The 19,023-nt window shown below is 71.3% G+C and carries 14 protein-coding genes; 4 read left to right on the top strand and 10 right to left on the bottom strand.

Annotation, left to right across the window (positions count from 1 at the left end):
• The first annotated feature begins 152 nt into the window (after positions 1-152).
• Entirely contained in the window at positions 153-4,160 is a 4,008-nt protein-coding gene (fxsT, locus tag ACIBJH_RS21535; protein WP_399118443.1) for an FxSxx-COOH system tetratricopeptide repeat protein, read from the top strand.
• A gap of 86 nt (positions 4,161-4,246) precedes the next feature.
• On the opposite strand, the gene ACIBJH_RS21530 is transcribed toward fxsT, so the two are convergent.
• The 3 genes from ACIBJH_RS21530 to ACIBJH_RS21520 all read right to left on the bottom strand — a co-directional run bounded on the left by ACIBJH_RS21530 (position 4,247) and on the right by ACIBJH_RS21520 (position 7,521).
• Positions 4,247-6,106: an aKG-HExxH-type peptide beta-hydroxylase gene (locus ACIBJH_RS21530; RefSeq protein ID WP_399118442.1), complete on the bottom strand. Its 1,860-nt coding sequence runs from the start codon at positions 6,104-6,106 to the stop codon at positions 4,247-4,249.
• Positions 6,107-6,144: 38 nt separating this feature from the next.
• Positions 6,145-6,309, bottom strand: coding sequence for a hypothetical protein (locus ACIBJH_RS21525; RefSeq protein WP_399118441.1), 165 nt, complete (start codon positions 6,307-6,309; stop codon positions 6,145-6,147).
• Between the two features lie 147 nt (positions 6,310-6,456).
• Positions 6,457-7,521: a trypsin-like peptidase domain-containing protein gene (locus ACIBJH_RS21520; protein ID WP_399118439.1), complete on the bottom strand. Its 1,065-nt coding sequence runs from the start codon at positions 7,519-7,521 to the stop codon at positions 6,457-6,459.
• Between the two features lie 336 nt (positions 7,522-7,857).
• On the opposite strand from ACIBJH_RS21520, the gene ACIBJH_RS21515 reads away from it, so the two are divergent.
• Entirely contained in the window at positions 7,858-9,546 is a 1,689-nt protein-coding gene (locus ACIBJH_RS21515) for a DUF4132 domain-containing protein (RefSeq protein WP_399118438.1), read from the top strand.
• Positions 9,547-9,568: 22 nt separating this feature from the next.
• On the opposite strand, the gene ACIBJH_RS21510 is transcribed toward ACIBJH_RS21515, so the two are convergent.
• Genes ACIBJH_RS21510 through ACIBJH_RS21500 form a run of 3 tightly spaced genes read right to left on the bottom strand, consistent with a single transcriptional unit; the run spans position 9,569 to position 12,511 of the window.
• Entirely contained in the window at positions 9,569-10,420 is an 852-nt protein-coding gene (locus ACIBJH_RS21510; protein ID WP_399118437.1) for an aldo/keto reductase, read from the bottom strand.
• A gap of 49 nt (positions 10,421-10,469) precedes the next feature.
• Positions 10,470-11,501, bottom strand: coding sequence for a zinc-binding dehydrogenase (locus tag ACIBJH_RS21505; RefSeq protein WP_399118436.1), 1,032 nt, complete (start codon positions 11,499-11,501; stop codon positions 10,470-10,472).
• 32 nt (positions 11,502-11,533) lie between these two features.
• Positions 11,534-12,511, bottom strand: a complete 978-nt coding sequence (locus ACIBJH_RS21500; protein ID WP_399118435.1) for an aldo/keto reductase — start codon at positions 12,509-12,511, stop codon at positions 11,534-11,536.
• A 145-nt stretch (positions 12,512-12,656) separates the two neighbouring features.
• On the opposite strand from ACIBJH_RS21500, the gene ACIBJH_RS21495 reads away from it, so the two are divergent.
• Both ACIBJH_RS21495 and ACIBJH_RS21490 read left to right on the top strand, forming a co-directional pair.
• Positions 12,657-13,586, top strand: a complete 930-nt coding sequence (locus tag ACIBJH_RS21495; RefSeq protein ID WP_399118434.1) for a helix-turn-helix transcriptional regulator — start codon at positions 12,657-12,659, stop codon at positions 13,584-13,586.
• A gap of 103 nt (positions 13,587-13,689) precedes the next feature.
• Positions 13,690-15,063, top strand: a complete 1,374-nt coding sequence (locus tag ACIBJH_RS21490) for a sialidase family protein (protein ID WP_399118433.1) — start codon at positions 13,690-13,692, stop codon at positions 15,061-15,063.
• Here ACIBJH_RS21490 and ACIBJH_RS21485 read toward each other — a convergent pair.
• Genes ACIBJH_RS21485 through ACIBJH_RS21470 form a run of 4 tightly spaced genes read right to left on the bottom strand, consistent with a single transcriptional unit; the run spans position 15,030 to position 18,817 of the window.
• Positions 15,030-15,695, bottom strand: a complete 666-nt coding sequence (locus ACIBJH_RS21485) for a response regulator (RefSeq protein ID WP_399118432.1) — start codon at positions 15,693-15,695, stop codon at positions 15,030-15,032. The genes ACIBJH_RS21490 and ACIBJH_RS21485 overlap by 34 nt on opposite strands.
• Positions 15,692-17,056, bottom strand: a complete 1,365-nt coding sequence (locus ACIBJH_RS21480; protein ID WP_399118431.1) for a sensor histidine kinase — start codon at positions 17,054-17,056, stop codon at positions 15,692-15,694. The genes ACIBJH_RS21485 and ACIBJH_RS21480 overlap by 4 nt, the downstream gene beginning before the upstream one ends.
• A 25-nt stretch (positions 17,057-17,081) precedes the next feature.
• Complete coding sequence (locus ACIBJH_RS21475) at positions 17,082-17,897, bottom strand: ABC transporter permease (RefSeq protein ID WP_399118430.1); 816 nt, start codon at positions 17,895-17,897, stop codon at positions 17,082-17,084.
• Complete coding sequence (locus tag ACIBJH_RS21470; RefSeq protein WP_399118428.1) at positions 17,897-18,817, bottom strand: ABC transporter ATP-binding protein; 921 nt, start codon at positions 18,815-18,817, stop codon at positions 17,897-17,899. Before ACIBJH_RS21470 ends, ACIBJH_RS21475 begins: the two co-directional genes overlap by 1 nt.
• Positions 18,818-19,023 lie beyond the last annotated feature (206 nt).

The raw sequence follows: 19,023 nt of genomic DNA, 5'->3' as shown, positions 1-19,023 counted from the left end.
GGAGATGAACCAGTGCGCGCCCCTCGCCCCGAACCGGTTCCACCCGGATCCCCCCGCCATTAGTGTGCTCTTGCACGCGCGTTGCATGAACCCGTCCGTGGACTCGCCGTGCTTGTTCAGGAACCAAATGGACTGCAAGGCTTCACTCGTGGATGTCACGCATACCCGGGGTCTGCGCGACTCCGCTCCCCTCACGCCGTCACACCGACGGATTGAGAGCCCTCATGCACGATGACGACGGTCAACGACCGGCACAGACAGCCCGGGCTCGGCGTGAGGTGGCCCATGTCCTGAGCCGTCTGGGGCAACCGGACGGATCCGAGCCCGCCGAGGCGGTCCTCGTCGTCGATACATATCCGTCCATGAGGGTGTGGACCGAGCTCGTCGACGACCTCGCGGAGGAGTTACGGCGGGCCGGGGATTTCGTCCGGGTGCGTGTGGTGCCCCTGCGGGGATCCGACGAGACGGACCCGGCGCGGGTGACCAAGAGGAATCCCCTCAGGACCGGTTCCTCGAACGGACGTCGGCTGGTACTGGTCCTTACCGACGGACTGGCAGCCGGCTGGCGGCTACGGACCTTGGAACCGCTGCTGCACAACTGGGGCCGTTCATGCCCGGTCGCCCTGGTACACCTGCTCCCCCAGCATCTGTGGTATCGCACTGGCCTCGACGTCTGCCGTGTCCAGATCCGCGCTCCCCACGCATGGGCGCCGAACAACGACTGGACATGGCGGGAGCGGGACACCCGGGTCGCTTCGGAGGAGCCCGCCGAGTCCGAGGCCACCCCGGTGCTCGTACCAGTGCTCGCCTTCACCGATCGCTGGGCCAAGGCACTGCTCCGTCTGGTTACAGGACCACAACCCGAGTGGCTGGATCTGTCCGCGATCCAGGCGCGGGAGTGGAAGCGCCGGCCGGACGCGGCACGCGCGCTGCCCTGGGCCGAGAGCGCGCCCGACGCACGCGGCACGCTGCCCGCCATGGCACGCGTCTCCGACTTCCGCGCCGCCGCCAGCCCTACCGCGTTCGCGCTGGCGACCCGGCTGGCCGCGGCTCCCTTGAGCCTGCCGGCCATCCGCGCGGTCGTCGCCACCACCCCGGACACGGGTCCGGTCCATGTCTCCGAGTTGCTGATGAGCGACCTGGTCCGGCTCACCCGAACGGACGGCGAGGGCCCGGCGGATCTGATCTACAGCTTCGCTTCGGGCATCCGCGCGGAGTTGCTCGCACTGGGCCGACGCAGCGACACCGCCCGCATCCTGCGCGAGATTCGCGCGTTGTTTGCAGGGGACCCGGCGACCAGCGATCTTCTTCCGTCCCCGGCGGCGCCGCTGGACAGCGGGGCAATGCCCGGCGTCACCCACCGTAATGGCGCTTTCCTGCGCGTGGAGCTGACCGCTCTGCGCGCGTTGTCGGGCAGGTACGCACAGCGCGCGGCACTGCTTGAGGAGGCACTGAGCAAGCACGATCGACGCCATGCCGCCAACCTGGACGAAAGCCCACAAGAACGGATCGCGAGCACACCATCCGTCACACCCACGGCCGGGAACGGTCGTGATACCGCGTCCCCTCCCCCGACCGCATCCGAAGGAGCGTCCCGCATGTCTACAACAACCCAGCGCGTGGAGGGGGACCGTACTGCACAGCCACGCGTCTGGGGGAATCTACCGCCGCGCAACTTCAACTTCACCGGCCGAGCAGACCTGTTGGAGCTGCTCGACCAGCGTCTGCGCGAGGGCACGACCGCGGTGCTGCCCGAGGCACTGCACGGTATGGGCGGCGTCGGGAAGACCCAGCTGGCCATCGAGTACGCGTACCGCCATCAGAGCGAGTACGACGTCGTGTGGTGGATCCCCGCGGAGCGACCCGGCCAGGTCGCCCAGGCCCTGGTGGAGCTGGCCCAGCGGCTCGGGCTGGTCACCTCGGCCGAGGCCAACATCGCGATCCCCGCTGTTCGGGAAGCGCTGCGCGAGGGACGGCCGTACGACCGCTGGCTGCTGATCTTCGACAACGCCGACAGCCCGGAACAGGTCCGCCACTACTTTCCCCCGGGCGGCGACGGCACCATTCTCGTCACCTCCCGCAACCGACGCTGGGGCCAGGTCGGCCGCTCGCTCGAAGTGGACGTGTTCTCGCGTGAGGAGAGCAAGGAACTCCTGCGCCGCTCCGGTCCGCCGCTGGAGGACGTGGAGGCCGACGCGCTTGCCGAGGCGCTGGGCGACCTGCCCTTGGCCCTGGAACAAGCCGCGGCGTGGCGGGCGGAGACCGGTATGCCCGCCTCCGAGTACCTGCGCCTGTTCGAGAGCAAGCGTGTGGAACTGCTTGAAGTCGCGCCGCCGCCGGACTACCAGTTGCCCGTCGCAGCCGCGTGGAACGTCTCCCTGGACCACCTGGAGACGGGCAGCCCGGCCGCGCTGCAACTGCTCCAGATGTGCTCCTACTTCGCCCCGGACCCCATTTCCCGGTCGATCTTCTCCGGCCTGGGCAACAGCCGCATCTCTCCGGCACTCGACGCGGCGCTGAACGACCCGATGAGGCTGTCACGCGCGATAAGGGAAGTGAACCGCTACTCGCTCGCACGCATAGACCACCGGACGAACTCCCTTGAGATGCACCGCTTGGTCCAACTCGTCCTGCAGAACCGCATGTCTTCAGAGGAGCGCTCCCGTATGCGCCAAGGCGCCCATACCCTGATGGCCGCCTCCGACCCGAAGGCTCCCGCCGACCCGACGAGCTGGTCCCGGTACGCGGAGCTCTACAGCCATGTCATCGCCTCCGAGGCCATCAAGTCCGACCAGCCCTGGGTACGCCAGCTGGTGCGGAACATCGCCAAGTACCTGTACTACTGGGGCGACCACGAGCTCTCGCTGGAGTTCTCCGAACAGGCCTGGGACGTGTGGCGCGACATCTTCGGCGAGGAGGACCAGCAGACGCTCCTGATGGGGCAGTGGCTGGGCTTCGTGACCTGGGCGGTCGGCAAGTTCGACGAAGCGGCCCGACTGGCGGCCCATCTCAAGCGGGTCTACGAGCGAACCGCTCCCGCCGACGGTGACGACAACCGTGAGGACGCGCTCGACGCGCTTCAGTTCGAAGCCGCCGTACGCCGCGCCGAGGGCAGATTCGCTTCCGGCGCCGAACTGGACCGGATCGCCTACGAGCGGGCACGCAGGGCCTTCGGCGAGGACGACCCGACCACGCTCAACATCGCCCACAACGTCGGGGTGAGCCTGCGCCTGACCGGTGAGTTCCGCGAGGCCCTGGAGCTCGACCGCCGCACACTGGACCTGAAACGCCGTCTGTTCAGCGAGGACGACCGACGGATCCTGATCACCGAGTACAACCTGGCGATCGATGTGCGCGAGACGGGTGACTACGTGGGCGCGCGCGAGCTGCACGAGTCCGTCCAGGACGCGTACCGGGAGGCGTTCGGGCTCGACAACCCCTCCACGATCGAGGCTGTGCGCCAGCTGAGCGAGTCCTGCCGCAAAGAGGGCGACCATGCGCGCTCGCTCGAACTGGCAACCGACGCACACGCCCAGTTCGGGCGCCGCTACCCCGAGGCACATCCCCTCTCGCTGGCCGCCGCGCTGACTCTCTCGGTCGCACTGCGCCAGACCGGCGACCTGGAGGCGGCCCGGACCCGCGGTGTCAAGGTCTGCGAGGGATACCGGCAGGTCTACGACCCGCGCCACCCGCACGTCCTGTCGGCGGACGTCGACCTCGCCGTCACACTGCGGCTGCTCGGTATGGCCGAGGAGGCGCACCGCCTGGACGAAGCGGCGTTGGTCTCCCTCACCGACCGGCTCGGCGAGGGCCATCCGCTGGCCGTGGTCTGCGCCGTCAACCTCGCCAGCGACCTGGCCGCGCTCGGCAGGCACGAGGACGCTCGGCGCAGCGGCGAGGCCACGCTCGAACTGTGCCGGATCACCTTCGGCGAGGACCACCCCACCACCCTGGCCTGCGCCGGGAACCTGGCCCTCGACCTCATCGCGACCGGCGCCGAGGAGCAGGGCAGCGCGCTGCGCGAGGACACCCTGGAGCGTATGGAACGCGCCCTCGACGACCCCCGTCTGCAGCGCGGATCGAGCACTCCGCACCCGGCCACCGTGCAGTTCAGGGAAGGTGAGCGGGCCAACTGCGACATCGACCCGCTGCCGCTGTGAGGAGGCGACGTACACGGGGGCTCCGCGACCGGCTCGCGCTCGGGCCGATACACGGAGCTGTCCCGCCGGTCGAAGAATCCCGCCGCTCACACTGAGCTACGCCGTGTCCTGTCCCCGTCCGCCAGCCAGGCCGCCAGCCGCACCGGGTCGGCTCCCCTGCCCGTCATCACTTCCAAGGCGTCCTGGACAGCGCGGGCCCGTTCCGGAAAACGGAGCAGGAGCCGGGCGGCGGGAGCCTGGTCCGGCGGCAGGGAGCGGCCCAGACCCACCCAGGCGACGACCGGGGCACCTTTGGCGGACAGCCGGGCCGCGAAGGCGGCGAAGGCCGCGGCCCGGTCACCGCAGGCGAGTAGGACGTCGGCCTCGTCCGCGCCCTCCACGCCGCCCGCGCCGGCGAAGTGCCTCCAGTGGCCGTCGGGGTCGGTGAGGACGTGTCTGGCCAGAACTGCCGCGCCGTCCAGGAGCCGCACCTCGGTGTCCGGGACGACCAAGGGCTTCGCGTCCTGAAGCGCGGCTGGGGGACGCTTGTCGCCACGTTGCCAGGCCTGTGCGGCCTGCTCCACCACACGGGCGGGTGGCCGCAGATGGTGGGTGCGCCAGCGAGCACGGTGGTCCGCGGCGGCCTCCTCGGCCAGCCTCAGCTCAGCCGTCGGCACCTCGTCCTCCAGCCATCGCTCCAGACACTCCCCCAGTTGTTCCAGGACACGCCGACCGAGAGGGGTCAGGCCGTCGCCGTCACGCACCTGGCTCAGCGCGTCCCACACCTGGGTGCGCCACAGCGCGAACTCGAAGTGGGCCATGGGCGCGTGGACGGCGTCGACGGCATACCGGTGAGTACGCCAGAAACGGGTCACACCGTGGAAGGCATAGATGCCCTGCATCAGGCCACTCAGCGGACGGGGGTCGTCACGCCAGGGGGCATAGAACAGCCGACCGTCGGTGGCAGGTTCGCTCAGTGCCCCCAAATGCATCAGCCCGCCCAGCTTCGTGTGCTGGAACTCGTGCACCAGAGTCGCGGCGAGCTGCGCGGGGTCGTGCGGACGGGACGCGGTGACTCCGCCGAAGGCGTCGCCGGCCGTCCCGCTATACGGCCGAAACCTTTCTCTGGTCGAGGTGGGCGCGACCGACGTCAGCCCCAGCCGCATCGCCTCGGCGCTCACCGGTGCGTCGCGCAGCAGCATCTTCCAGGCTTCGGTGAGCAACGATTCCCACTCCGCCGCCTCCTCCGCGGACAGCAGCCAGGGTTCACTCGGCCCAGGGTAGGTGCGGTAGGGATCGAGTTCGTCCAGCACGAGTTCCTTCGCGGACGCGCCGGTGCCGAGCCTCAGCCGACGTACCGGAAGCCACGCCGGCCCGCGCCCGTCCCGTACCGGATCGACCTCGGCCTCGCCGTCCGCGCCCGCGATGCGTACCCGGCCCGCGCCCGCCACAACCCGTGCCGTGCTCCAGGTCTCCGACGTCGGAAGCAGGGCGCAACCGATTGTCGGCAACTGCACCAGGCCGCGCCGTACGGGAACGGTGATCTCGAATTCCAGGCCAGCCCGAATCCCGGCGGCGGCGGCGAGCGCGGTCAGATATCCGGCGACCACCCACAGCGGGGAGTCCTCGTATGACCGGCCTCTGATCCGACGCAGAGTGAGGGACACCCACATGCCGGTGGTCGGAGCCATCAGAACGCTCTCGAACACCTCGGGTGCCTGCCGCTGGACGCGCTCCAGCAACTCCCACGCTTCGGCGTACGGCATGGTCGTGCCCTCGTCCGGGAGGTCGTGGGCGAGTCCGTCGTCCAGGGCACGCAGCAACAGGAGGCGGCGGCTGCGCTCCGCGCCGAGCAGTTCGCCCACCGCTGCGGCGTCGCCCTCGCCCCGCGCGAGTGCCAGGGCTCCGGCAGCCGAAAGCCGATGGAAGGGCAGACGGCTCCTCGATGTCGTGGCGTCAATGGCCACGCGACCTCCACCGCACCCTGCCGGTCCCCTCGGTCGAGTCAGTCGGAGCGGGGAGGGTTGTACGACACCGTGATGGCCTTCGGGCCGTCGATGTACCGCAGCAGGTCGCACAGCGACTCGATGACGGCCATGTCGTCCATGGAGCGCAGCGCCTCAAAAGAGACTCCCGAGAGATCGACGAGACCGGACTCGACGGCAGGCATCGTTTCCTCCACGGCTGCCAAGTCCCCTCCCATGCGCATGAGTCGGCGGTCCCGGTCCTTCAACCATCATGACTCAACGGGCCAATGGGGGAAACCCTGCCTGTCGGCCGTGACACGAGATCGAGTCAGCCTCTCACTGCCCGGTGGTCAGTGGCGGCCTCTGGCCAGTCTCTCCGCCGCGCGGTCCACGCTCTCCCGCGTGCTCGACGGTCCCTCGAACAGGCGCACCGCCTCCAGCAGTTGGTCGAGGGTGCCCGGATAGCGGAGACAGGTTCGGACGATACCGAAGATGTCCATCCGCAGCCGGGGATCACGGGGGCTGTTCGCGGCTATCTGCGAGCTGATGCTCTCCAGGACCAGAGCCATGCCTCCGGGGCTGCGCAGGGTGGGGAGTTCGGTCAGCGCGTCGACCAGCTCCGCCAGGTCGCGCAGCGGTACGTCGGAAGGCAGGCGGGACAGCAGCGGGACGGGCCCGGCAGGACCGTCGGCCGGACTCAGCTCGTCAAGAGGCGGCAGGCCCGCGTGCTGGGCCAACAGTGCCAACTCGACCGTGGACAACGCCGCATACCACCGCTCCACCCGCACCGCCGCCAACCTCCCCAGTCCGTCCGCCAGATGGTGGGCGCTCACCATCCCGGTCAACGCCCCGTCGCACCACACGGCGGCACCCGACATGCCCTCCCAAGGGGAACGGCCCGGTTCCGGTGCGCCGGCCGGGGCGAGAACGGCGAGTTCGAGGGTGCCCTCGCGGCGGTTGGAGAGGACGGAGATGGTGCCCGAGAGATGGCAGGTGTCGCGGTACTGGCTCGGCGAGCCGTCGTCGGGAGCGGCCGAGGCACCCCTGCGGAGCTTGAAGCGCGGGAAGCCGACCGCCGTGAAGGAGAGCGTGACGGGGCTGTCGGGGACGGCCGCATAGCGAGGCGGCCGAACATGGCGATGGGCGTCGGGGACATCAGTCAGCTCAAGAAGCGCCACGTCGGCGGTCTCAGCGAGCAGCACGCTGCGGGCCGGCGAACTCCACTCCCCCGGCTGGTCGGCGCCGAACCGCACCCGTACAGAGGCGGCTGGGTCTGCGATGACATGGGCCGCGGTCAGCACATACGCGTCTGCCACCCGGTAACCGGAGCCGCGCCGTCCGGGCAGCGAGTCCGTCCGTGCCACCAGCACTTCGGCGACCCGTGCGGACTCCAGCCCCCACGCAAACTCCCCCATGCAACGCCCTGTACCCGTGGTCCGGAACCCTTACTCCGGGATGAGCAAACGCCACATCGCCGGCACGTCGAGCCCGTCCGTCTCTGGCCACCGCGGCCCCCAACCACCTTGCCACCCAAGCCAGTTGGTCACAGGGACGAGCAGCCGGCGAGGATATTCCGGCACCGGGTGGGGAAGGGCACCTCCACGGAGGTGGGGCCGATGTGGCCGTGGTGGGTGAGAGACCGGTCGTTTCCCCATCGGGTCCGGAACGATGCCGTGGTGCCGCCGCTGCCCGCGGCGTTGAGGAAGGCCGCGGCACGGGCGCGACTCCGTGACCTCGGGCAGCGTCCGAGGGTGGGCGAGGAGGTCCGGCGCGGCATCGTCCTGGCCCCGGTCGCCCCCTCCCAGTGGAGCCACAGCCACCGTCTCGTCGACTCCCTCGAACCCCGGGACCGCCGACGGCTGGGGCTGGCGTTGCTGAGCGACCCGCACGACACCCGGGCCGACATCTGCCTGGAGGCCGCGCTGACGCGGCACGCCTGCGGCTGGTCCGCCGAGGAGGCCGAGCAACTGCTCGACCTCGCCCTGCCGGAGTTCGAGCACAACCCCGACCCCAACCCCGACCCGAACTCCCCTCGCGTCCCCGACCGCATCCCCCACGGGTTCCACCGGGTGTGCCGTTGCCTGGGGTTGCCGCTCGCCGCCGTGCGGGAGCGGGAGCCGTCCGAACGGGCCCGTTACCGGCCTCGGTTGCGGGCCGTCCTGCTGGGCGCCCTCGACGACCACGGCTCGGCCCGCTTCGAGCAGTGCCGCTGGCATCTCTCCGTCGAGGAGGCCGCCGACCTGCTGGACCTGCCGTACGACCGCGAGGTCCTCAAGCGCCTGCCGCAGGTGCTCCCCGGCGGGGACAACGGCAGCAACCGGGCCTTGACCGAACTGGGCACGCTGGTCTTCGAACCCGGTGTGCTGGACCTGCTCGCGGTGCTGCTCACCCTCGACAGTTACCGCCCTACCCAGTCCTGGCTCGGGCAGGTCCGTGAGCGGCTGGAGCTGCTCACGGTCGCTCCCGAGGTCGTCGGCGCCCTGCTGCGCATGGACACGAGCCGTCCCGACGACCGTATGACCGAATCGGAGCTCAGCAGGCAGGCGTTCGTCCTCGACCAGGCGAAGCTCCTGGCCGGAGCCGCCTGGGCGGCCTGCCTCACCGGGGACCCGGCCCTCATCGGGCTGGTGGCCGCGCAGGTCCTGGGCCGCAGCCGCGACCGGCGGCTTCCGGGCGTTCATGAGCGGGACGTTCTCCCGGTGCGGGCGGGTGTCACCGCCCTGAGCGCCGCGGCCGGGATGCCGGGACTGGGACGGCACCGCCGGGCACTGTCAGGACTGCCGCCCGAGGCGGCCACCGCGGCACGCGCCGCCCTGGATTCGATCGCCGACGAGTTCCTGCCCGAAGGAGCCCGCGAGGTGTATCTCCACTTCCACACGGCCCGCCTGGCCGTGCACCCGGACGGCTCCGTCGGTATGGAGGTCCGCACCGACCGGGGGCAGGCGGTGACGTCGTACGGGATGCGTCACCTCAACGGGATGTACGTCCTGGAGCTGACCGCTTTGCGGCTACGGCTCCCGCGTCTCGCCGCGCAGGCCGATCGCGAGCGGGGCGCCCTCGCCGAACTCCTCGCCACCGGCAGCGCGTTGACCGGTGAGGAGTTCGGCACCCGCTGGCTCGACCACGATGTCGCCAGGCCTCTCGCCCAGGCCCTGGTCTGGGAGGCGGACACCACCGACGGCACCTTCACGGGGCGGCCCGTGCGCGGCCCCGGCGGCCGGTGGCTGCTGCGGGGCGTCCGGGGTCGTACGCACGAGGTCACGGCCACCGACACGGTACGTCTCTGGAACCCCGTCCACGCCGACCGGGCGCAGGTCCGCGCCTGGGGGACCCGTCTGGAACGCGGCGACCCGAGACAGCCCATCAGCCAGGTGCCCGTACGACGGGTTGGTGCGTCCCGCCGCGCCGTCCGGGACGCCAGGCCACCGCGATCGTCCTGACCGACGCCCATCGGCACCGCGGTCACGCGTCGAGGCGGCGCCCCGCGAGCCAGGTGACGATCTCCGGGTCGTGGTGGTCGAAGAACAGGGAGCTGCCGGTGTCCAAGGTCGCGATCCGCGCCAACTGGTCGTCGGTGAGCTCGAAGTCGTAGACGTCGATGTTCTCCGCCATCCGTTCGGGCCGTACGGACTTGGGGATGGTGATGACTCCGCGCTGGGTCAGCCAGCGCAGCACGACCTGGGCGACCGACTTGCCGTGTGCCTCGCCGATCTCGGTCAGCAGCGGGTTGGTGAACAGGTCGTTCCTGCCCTCGGCGAAGCCGCCCCAGGACTGGATCCGTACGCCGTGTCCGCTCATCAGGGCCTGGTAGTCGGCGCGTTGGAAGAACGGGTGGGTCTCGATCTGGTTGACGGCGGGCACGGTCTCGTTGTTGGCGATCAGGTCGAGCAGCCGGTCGGGGTAGAAGTTGGCGACGCCGATCGCCCTGGCCAGGCCCTCCTGGTTGAGGGTCTCCATGGCGCGCCACTGGGCGTAGACGTCGCCGAAGGGCTGGTGCATCAGGTAGAGGTCGAGGTGGTCCAGGCCCAGCTTGTCGAGCGAGGTCCCGAAGGCGCGGCGGGTGTTGTCCTCGGCGGGGGCGTCCTGGATCCACAGTTTGGTGGTGACGAAGAGTTCCTCGCGCGGGAGGCCGGCGGACTTGATCGCTCTGCCTACGGCCTCTTCGTTGCCGTAGGCGGCTGCGGTGTCGAGGAGGCGGTAGCCGGCGGCGAGGGCGTCGGAGACGGCGCGTTCGGTGTCCTCGGCGGGGATCTGGTAGACGCCGAAGCCGAGGAGCGGCATCTCGACGCCGTTGTTCAAGGTCACGTGGTGCATGGGGGGGTGTCCTTATTGCTGAAGGGCATTGCTGAAGGGCTGAGCGCGGTCACGGGGTGATCAGGGCCTTGAGCACCTCGCGGTCGGCCATCGCCCGGTACGCGGCCGGGGTCTGGTCCAGGGGAAAGGTGCGGTCGAAGACCCGGCCGGGGGTGATCGTGCCGTCCAGGACCTCGGGCAGCAGTTCCTCGATGTAGGCGCGGGCGGGACTCGCGCCGCCGGTCAGGGTGATGTTGCGCATGAAGGGGGCCGGGCCGATCGGGCCCTCCTCGTACTGCGGGAAGCCGAGCCGGCTGATGGTGCCGCCGTCCCGGACCGCGCCGAGCGCGGTGTCCAGACTCGGGCGGGTGCCGACCGCCTCGATCACCTTGTCCACGCCGCCGCCGGTCAGTTCGCGGACGCGGGCGACGCCCTCCTCGCCGCGTTCGGCGACGACGTCGGTGGCCCCGAACTCGCGGCCCAGGCCGGTGCGTTCCTCGTGGCGGCCCGCGAGCACGATCCGTTCGGCGCCCAGCCGCCGGGCGGCGATCACCGCGCACAGGCCGACCGCGCCGTCGCCGACGACGAGCACCGTGTCGCCGCGGCCGACGCCCGCGGTGACCGCGCCGTGGTGGCCGGTGGTCATCACGTCCGACAGGGCCAGCAGGGACGGGAGGAGGGTCGAGTCGGCGGCCACCGGGAGCTTCACCAGGGTGCCGTCCGCATACGGGACGCGGACGGCCTCGCCCTGTCCGCCGTCGACGCCCGCGAAGCCGTAGCGACCACCGTTGCGACAGGAGATCTGCAGGCCCCTGGCGCAGTAGTCGCAGGTGTTGTCGCTGTACGTGAACGGGGCGACGACCAGGTCACCGGCGTGCAGGCCGGTCACGTCCGCGCCGGTCTCCTCCACGACCCCGAGGAACTCGTGTCCCATCGGGCGGCCGGTGTCGACGGCGGGCATCGCCCCGTACGGCCACAGGTCGCTGCCGCACACGCAGGCGGCGACGACGCGGACCACGGCGTCGGCGGGCCGGACGATCTTCGGGTCGGGCCGGTTCTCGACGCGGACGTCGCCGGCTCCGTACATCACTGCTGCACGCATGACAGGGGTTACTCCAGATGGTGGGCGGACGATCAGCGTTCGAGCATCCGCGCCTGGGCCTCGGTGTGGGTGTCGCCCGCGGCGGGCGGCAGGCTGCCGAGCTTGTCGAGCTGCTCGGCGGTGAGCGTGACGGCGTCGGCGGCGGTGTTCTCCTCGACGCGGCCGACCCGCTTGGTGCCGGGGATCGGGGCGATGTCGTCGCCCTGGGCGAGCAGCCAGGCCAGCGCGATCTGCGCGGGGGTGACGCCGACCTCGGTGGCCAGGGCCTTCACCTCGTCGGCGAGGGCGAGGTTGCGGTCGAAGTTCTCGCCGCTGAAGCGCGGGTTGTCGCGCCGGAAGTCGGAGTCGTCGAACTGGTCGGTGGAGCGGATGGTGCCCGTCAGGAAGCCGCGGCCCAGCGGGGAGAACGGCACCAGGCCGATGTTCAGCTCCCGCAGGACGGGCAGGACGCGGTCCTCGATCCCCCGGGTCCACAGGGAGTACTCCGACTGCACCGCCGTGACCGGCTGGACGGCGTGCGCGCGCCGGATCGTGTCCGGGCCCGCCTCCGAGAGGCCGAACGCGCGCACCTTGCCCTCGGCGATCAGCTCGCCCACCGCGCCCGCGGTCTCCTCGATCGGTGTGTTCGGGTCGACGCGATGCTGGTAGTACAGGTCGATGTGGTCGGTGCCCAGCCGCTTGAGGGAGCCCTCGACGGCGGCACGAACGTTGGCGGGGCTGGAGTCCTGGTTCCAGGCGCCCGCACCGGCGTGCGAGACCAGACCGAACTTCGTGGCCAGCACCGCCTTGTCCCTACGGCCCCGCAGCGCCCGGCCGATCAGCTCCTCGTTGGTGTAGGGGCCGTAGATCTCGGCGGTGTCGATGAGGGTGACCCCCAGCTCCAGGGCCCGGTGCACGGTCCTGATCGACTCCGCGTCGTCGGTGCCGGAGCCGGTGTAGCCGTGGGACATGCCCATCGCGCCGAGGCCGATCCGGGAAACCTCCAGGTCACGCAGTTTGATGTAGTGCATGTCGCCCTCTCCGGTCCGTCGCGGCGTGTTTCCCCTTCACCTTCGCCCGGATCGCCATGGTGTGGCAGGGCGGGCTCTTCAGGGGTAACGACAGGGCCCCCCTCCCGCCTGCGCCTCGGGTGGGGAGCGGGGCGAGACTGGACGTATGGCAACCGAGAGCGCGCACAGCGAGGGCGCCGAGCTGGGCCGCTTCCTGCGTGCCCGCCGCACCCAGACCAGCCCCGGCCACGTCGGCCTCACCGTCGGCGCGGGCATCCGCCGCACCCCCGGGCTGCGCCGTGAGGAACTGGCCACGCTCGCCGGCATCAGCATCGACTACTACGTGCGTCTGGAGCGCGGCAAGGAGACCCGCCCCAGCCCCGCCGTCCTCGACTCGCTCGCCCGCGCCCTGCACATGGACGACCAGCAGCACCAGCACCTGCGCGAACTCGCCGCCCGAGCCGCCCGCTACGCCCCCGAACCACCGCCCGCGCCCAGCCGCACGGTCCGCCCCCACCTCAAGCTGCTGCTGGAGTCCCTCCGCCCGAACCCGGCGTACGTCATCAGCCGCAGCCTGGACCTGCTGGCCTGGAACCCCGGCGGCCTCGCCCTCTACGCGGGCCTGGAGGACTGGCCGGTCAAGCAGCGCAACCTGGCCCGCTACTTCTTCCTGCACCCCGCGGCCCGCGACCTCTTCGAGGACTGGGAACGGCAGATCACCACCTGCGTCGCCCGTCTGCGCGCCATCGCCGGCACCGCCCCCGACGCACCCGACCTCACCAACCTCGTCGGCGAACTCCTCCTCAAGAGCCCCGACTTCGCCGGACTCTGGGAGCGCTACGAGGTCACCGGCCGCAAACCGGCCCACAAGACCTTCCACCACCCCCAGGTCGGCACGCTCACCCTCGTCTCCCAGTCCCTGCACATCGAGGGAACCCCCGGCCAGCGCATCGGCGTCTACACCGCCGAGCCCGGCAGCCCCGACCACGACGCCATGCTGCTGCTCGACAGGGTCGACATGGGGCGCATGGGTGACGTGGGTGGCATGGGTGACGTGGGTGACCTGACCGCGCCGCGACCGGCCCAACGGCCGTAGCCGGGCGGTCTTCCGGGCCGGGCGTACCGCGGTACCAGTCCGTCGGGCCAACTGTCTCCCGTGGTCCCACGCACCCGGCAGCCGGCCTTCCTAGCCTGCTCGCATGGTGCTGATCAGAAAGTCCTCAACTGCCTTGAGCGCGGCGGCATTTGCCGCACTGTTCCTGACGTACGGATCACCCGCCGCGGTCGCCTCGCCGAACGGCGCGGGCGACGCGGCCATCCACGAAGTCGACGTCACCGACCTGCCGGGCACCAAGGAAGGCCAGCCCACTGTCGCCGTCAACCCGAGAAACCCGAAGAACCTCGTCTTCGTCTCGACGATCTTCCCGCCGTCGCCCGCCCTGGAGCCGGTCGACGGCGGCTGCTTCCTCGCCTACTCGAACGACAGCGGCGACAACTGGACCCGGGTGCCATGGCCGTTGGGCACGGCGGCGCCCAAGTGCGGTGAGCCGAGCGTGCAGTTCGACGCGAAGGGCACCGTCTACGTGGACAACAACCAGGTCAGCTCGGGCCTGGCCGCGAACCTCGTCAACCACAACCAGGTCGCCAAGTCCACGGACGGCGGCCGGAGTTGGACCGACCCGGTGTCCACACCGCTGCTCCTCGGCGGGGCCCCGAAGATGCGGGTGGACGCCGCGACCGGCAAGGTCTACGCCGTCGCCGGGGCGGCCTGGGAGTACCCGAGCGCGGTCTCCGTCAGCGCGGACGGCGGCCGGACCTTCAGCAGCGACTCACGGGTGATCCCGGGCCCGATGCCCTGCATCGAGGTGGCACCGGGCATCCCCCTCGTGTGCGGCTACCCGGGCCGCGAGATCGCCGTCTACGGCGGGATCCTCGTGTCGGCCTCCCAGGAGGCGGGGCAGCCGGTCAACTTCCACGTCAGCCGCGACGACGGCAGAACGTGGACGAACACGACCCTCAAGGACGGCAAGGGAGCCCCGGTCGCGGCGGGCACCGGTTCCCTGGTGCCGACCCCGGGCCTGGGCGCGGCGGCCGACCCCGTCCCGTGGGTGGCGGCCGACCCCTCCCACCGCGGCCGGTTCGCCGTCATGGTCCCCCGGGACTCGAACACCCTGGACGTCTACGTCACCCCGGACGCCGGCAAGACCTGGACCGGCCCGGCGACGATCCCCACCCCGGGTGCCGTACGGCCGGCGATCGACTTCGGCGCGAACGGCGACCTGGGGGTCATGTGGCGGACCACCACGGGCGACGCGTTCTCGGCCGTCTCCTTCGACCACGGACGCTCCTTCAGCGCCCCGGTGCAGGTCAACCACGTCACGGAGCCGGTCGGTGAGACGGGCCCTCCCGGCGACCGCTGGTCGGGCATCACGCTCACCGACAAGTACGCCTACGTCACCTGGGCCGACGGCCGGAACGACTCCTCCCTCGACTCGGTCATCAGCCGCGTACCGCTGAAGCTCTACAAACAGCCCGGCGCTCACTTCCGGGGAGCGACCAGCCCCGCGTCGTAGGCGAGGATGACCGCCTGGATCCGGTCCCGGGCTCCGACCTTGGCCAGCACCCGGCCGACGTGCTTCTTCACGGTCGACTCGGTCAGCACGAAGCGTTCGGCGATCTCCGCGTTCGTCCAGCCCGTGCCGATGGCGACGAGCACCTCGTGCTCGCGTTCGGTGAGCGTCGCCAGGCGCGGGTCCGTACGAGGTCCGGCGTCCGGCGCGAGGACGTCGTGCGCGTGGGCGTCGAGCAGGCGGCGGGTGAGCCGGGGGGAGACCACGGCGTCACCGGTCGCGACCGCCTGGATCCCGGCGAGGAGTTCCGCCGGCCGGACGTCCTTGAGCAGGAAGCCGCTGGCCCCGGCGCGCAGCCCGGCGTAGGCGTACTCGTCGAGGTCGAAGGTGGTCAGGATCAGCACGCGGGTACGGCCGCCCGCCGCCACGATGCGGCGGGTGGCCTCGATGCCGTCGAGACCGGGCATCCGTACGTCCATCAGGACCACGTCGGGGCTCAGTTCGGCCGCCATGCGCACGGCCTGCGCGCCGTTGTCGGCCTCGCCTACGACGCTCACGCCGGGGGAGCCGTCGAGCAGCATCCGGAAGCCCATGCGGGGCAGCGGCTGGTCGTCGGCGATCAGGACGGTGGTCATGGCGTGGGTTCTCCGGAGGTGGCCGGGGCGGACGGATCCAGCAGGACGTCCACGGTCCAGCCCTGGCCGTCCTCGCGTGGTCCGATGGTCACGGTGCCGTCGTAGAGCGCGGCCCGTTGGCGGATGCCGACGAGGCCGTGCCCGCCGTCCCGGCGGGGGGCCGGTCTCCGCGCCGACGCACCGGTGTCGGCGACTCGGACGCGGAGCCGCCCACCCTCGACCGCGACCGTGACGTCGGCCGTGGCACCGGGGCCGACGTGTTTGAGGGTGTTGGTCAGGGCCTCCTGCACCACCCGGAACACCGTGAGCTGCACACCGCGGCCCAGCCCGTCGACCGGGCCGACGGTGCGGTAGGCCACCGGCAGCCCGGCGGCACGCACCCGGTCGAGCAGGGTCTCCAGATCCCGCACCCCAGGCTGCGGTGACCGCGAGGCGTCCTGCTGTTCCGAGGACTGCTCAGGGGATTGTTCCGGGGACGGTTCCGGGGATTCGCGCAACACCCCCAGCACGCGCCGGAGTTCGTCCATCGCCTGCCGGCCGGTGTCGCCGATGAGATGGAGCGCCTGCTCGGTGCGGCCGGGGTCACGGGTGGTGAGCACGGCGGCGCCGTCGGCGAGGTTGACCATGACCGACAGGTTGTGGCCGACGATGTCGTGCATCTCGCGGGCGATCCGCGAACGCTCCGCCGCCGCGGTCAGCCGGACGCGCTGGTCCCGTTCGACCTCCAGCCACGCGGCCCGGTCCCGCAGCGCGGACAGGTACAACCGGCTGACACGGAAGGTCAGGCCCAGGGCTACGGCCCCGATGCCGGTACCGACCGACAGGATCAGAAAGGCCACGGGACTGGCCGCCGGGATCACGGTCACCACGATCAGCACCCACCCCACCACGGTCACCGACAGCGCCCAGCCGACCGCTCGCGGCGAGGCGTGCAGGGCGAGATCGAACAGAGCGATCAGCAGCACGGCGGCTGCCGCGGGCCCCAGCCCCAACGACCACATGACCGGACACACGAGAAGGCAACTGCCGTACACGGCAGCGGGATGACGACGCCGCCACCACAACGGCACGACCAGCACGGCCGCGATGCCCAGCACCACACCGACCGGCAGACCGGCACCCACCGGCCGCGACACCGGATGCCCCGGACTGTGCGCCAGCAGATCCGGCGGCGCGGCGGCGGCGACCAGCACCACCACAACGGCGTCGAAAAGCCAAGGCCACCGCCGGTCGACCGCCCGCAGCCGACTCAGAATCCGCAGCAGCGTCCGCAGGACGGGGTGCACGGAGACGGCGTCCGGTCCGGGCGGGGGCGCGGTCGAGCTCGCCCGGGCCGTGCGCGCCCTCGTTCCGTCGTCCATCGGGTCCATCCTCGCGGACGCGGTCTCAGACGTCACTGCGGCGCAGTCGGCAGGCGGCGCCGGCCAGCAGCAGTACGGCCCACACCAGCAGCGCCGTCACCCCCGCGCCGGGGCTGACCAGGGAGCCGCCGGACGCGTGCAGGGTCATTGCCGACTGGCCCGCGTTGCTGGGCAGGTAGCGGCTGACGGTGTCGCCCAGTGAGCTGGGCAGCAGTCCGGTCAGGCCGGGCAGGACGAGGACCGCGCCGGCCAGGATGGCGATGCCCCCGGCGGTGTTGCGCACCAGCAGGCCGACCGTCACGCCGTACACACCGACCAGGCCCAGATACACGCCCGCGCCCAGCAGGCACCGGAAGACCCCGGCGTCCCCGACGGACAGGGCGATCTTCTCGCCGTGCAGGGCGGCGCTCCCGAGCAGGAACGAGACCAGGGCGCCGAGCGTGGACGTGACGAAGGCGATCGGGCTGTAGACCGCGCACTTCGCCCACAGCACGGGCAGCCGGCCCGGCACCGCGGCGAACGTCGAGCGGACCATCCCCGTGCTGTACTCACCCGCCGACAGCAGGACCCCCAACGCGCCGACGGCCAGCGCCGCGAGGTTGGTACCGGCCAGCGCCAGGGTCAGTGCCGCACCGGAGTCCGCGCCCTTGCCGCCCAGCGGACCGTCCGGACTGTAGAGGGCGGCGGCGATCGCCCCGATCGCGACCAGGAAGAGCACGGCGACCCCCAGCGTGATCCAACTGGAGCGCAGCGACCAGAACTTGGACCACTCGGAGCGGACCACGCGTCGGGCGGACACGCGGTACACGAGTGAGGTGTCGGTGACGGTGCTCGCGCTCATCAGGCGGCCCTCCCGGCGTCGATGCTCTGGTACTCCACGGCGTCCTGGGTGAGTTGCATGAACGCCTCCTCCAACGACACCGATTCGGCGGCCAGTTCGTACAACGGCACCCGGTGCTCGGCGGCGACCTGCCCGATCCGCCGGGTGTCCAGGCCGGAGACGACCAGCCGCTCGGCGCCCGTCGAGGTGACGGTGACACCGGGTCCTGCCAGCAGCGAGCGCAGCCGCGCGGGCTCGCCGGTGGCCACCCGTACGCCCTTGTCCTCCGACCGCTCCACCAGCGCGTCGACGGTCGTCTCGGCCAGCAGCCGCCCCCGCCCCACGACCACCAGCCGGTCGGCGGTCTGCGCCATCTCGCTCATCAGATGCGAGGACAGCATCACCGTGCGGCCCTCGGCGGCCAGCCCGCGCAGCAACTCCCGTACCCAGCGCACGCCTTCGGGATCGAGCCCGTTGACCGGCTCGTCGAGCATGACGACCGCCGGATCGCCGAGGAGCGCGGCGGCGATGCCGAGCCGCTGCCCCATCCCCAGCGAGAACGCCCCGACCCGCCGGTGCGCCACCGCGTGCAGACCGGCGAGGTCGATGACCTCCTCCACCCGCCGACGCGGCACGCCGTGGGTGTACGCCAACGCCATCAGGTGGTTGAACGCGGAGCGCCCCGGATGCACGGCCTTCGCCTCCAGCAGCACCCCCAACTCCTGCAAGGGCGCCCGGTGTTGGGCGTACGGCTTGCCGTTGACCAGGGCGGTGCCGCTGGTCGGCGCGTCCAGGCCCACGATCATCCGCATGGTGGTGGACTTGCCCGCCCCGTTCGGCCCGAGGAACCCGGTCACCTGCCCCGGTGGCGCGGTGAAACTCAGGCAGTCCACGGCCGTCCGGTCCCCGTACCGCTTGGTCAGTCCACGAACTTCGATCACTGCGCCACTCCCCGCTCGCCTCCGGCCCGGCGTCCGGCCGGGTCACCGCTTCCGAGGCTAGGAGCGGCCACGACGTGCCCCGTGGACCCGGAGGCCACAATGACCGCTGGTCACTGGTACCGCGGTACACCGGCGAGGTCGTCACCGACGGCCCGGCAGCCCGGCAGCCCAGCAGCCCGGTGGTCCGGTGGTCCGGCAGCCCGGTG

The sequence above is a fragment of the Streptomyces sp. NPDC050548 genome, assembly GCF_044457385.1.
In the GTDB taxonomy this organism is placed as follows: domain Bacteria; phylum Actinomycetota; class Actinomycetes; order Streptomycetales; family Streptomycetaceae; genus Streptomyces.
The sequence above is the reverse complement of the archived record's forward strand: the minus strand, read 5'-3'. Positions and strand labels throughout refer to the sequence as shown.

Bases quoted from the DNA above. Each gene is read 5' to 3' on its own strand.
- fxsT (WP_399118443.1), top strand. From the start codon at position 153: ATGTCACGCATACCCGGGGTCTGCGCGACTCCGCTCCCCTCACGCCGT.
- ACIBJH_RS21525 (WP_399118441.1), bottom strand. From the start codon at position 6,309: ATGCCTGCCGTCGAGTCCGGTCTCGTCGATCTCTCGGGAGTCTCTTTT.
- ACIBJH_RS21520 (WP_399118439.1), bottom strand. From the start codon at position 7,521: ATGGGGGAGTTTGCGTGGGGGCTGGAGTCCGCACGGGTCGCCGAAGTG.
- ACIBJH_RS21510 (WP_399118437.1), bottom strand. From the start codon at position 10,420: ATGCACCACGTGACCTTGAACAACGGCGTCGAGATGCCGCTCCTCGGC.
- ACIBJH_RS21505 (WP_399118436.1), bottom strand. From the start codon at position 11,501: ATGCGTGCAGCAGTGATGTACGGAGCCGGCGACGTCCGCGTCGAGAAC.
- ACIBJH_RS21500 (WP_399118435.1), bottom strand. From the start codon at position 12,511: ATGCACTACATCAAACTGCGTGACCTGGAGGTTTCCCGGATCGGCCTC.
- ACIBJH_RS21495 (WP_399118434.1), top strand. From the start codon at position 12,657: ATGGCAACCGAGAGCGCGCACAGCGAGGGCGCCGAGCTGGGCCGCTTC.
- ACIBJH_RS21490 (WP_399118433.1), top strand. From the start codon at position 13,690: ATGGTGCTGATCAGAAAGTCCTCAACTGCCTTGAGCGCGGCGGCATTT.
- ACIBJH_RS21485 (WP_399118432.1), bottom strand. From the start codon at position 15,695: ATGACCACCGTCCTGATCGCCGACGACCAGCCGCTGCCCCGCATGGGC.
- ACIBJH_RS21480 (WP_399118431.1), bottom strand. From the start codon at position 17,056: ATGGACGACGGAACGAGGGCGCGCACGGCCCGGGCGAGCTCGACCGCG.
- ACIBJH_RS21475 (WP_399118430.1), bottom strand. From the start codon at position 17,897: ATGAGCGCGAGCACCGTCACCGACACCTCACTCGTGTACCGCGTGTCC.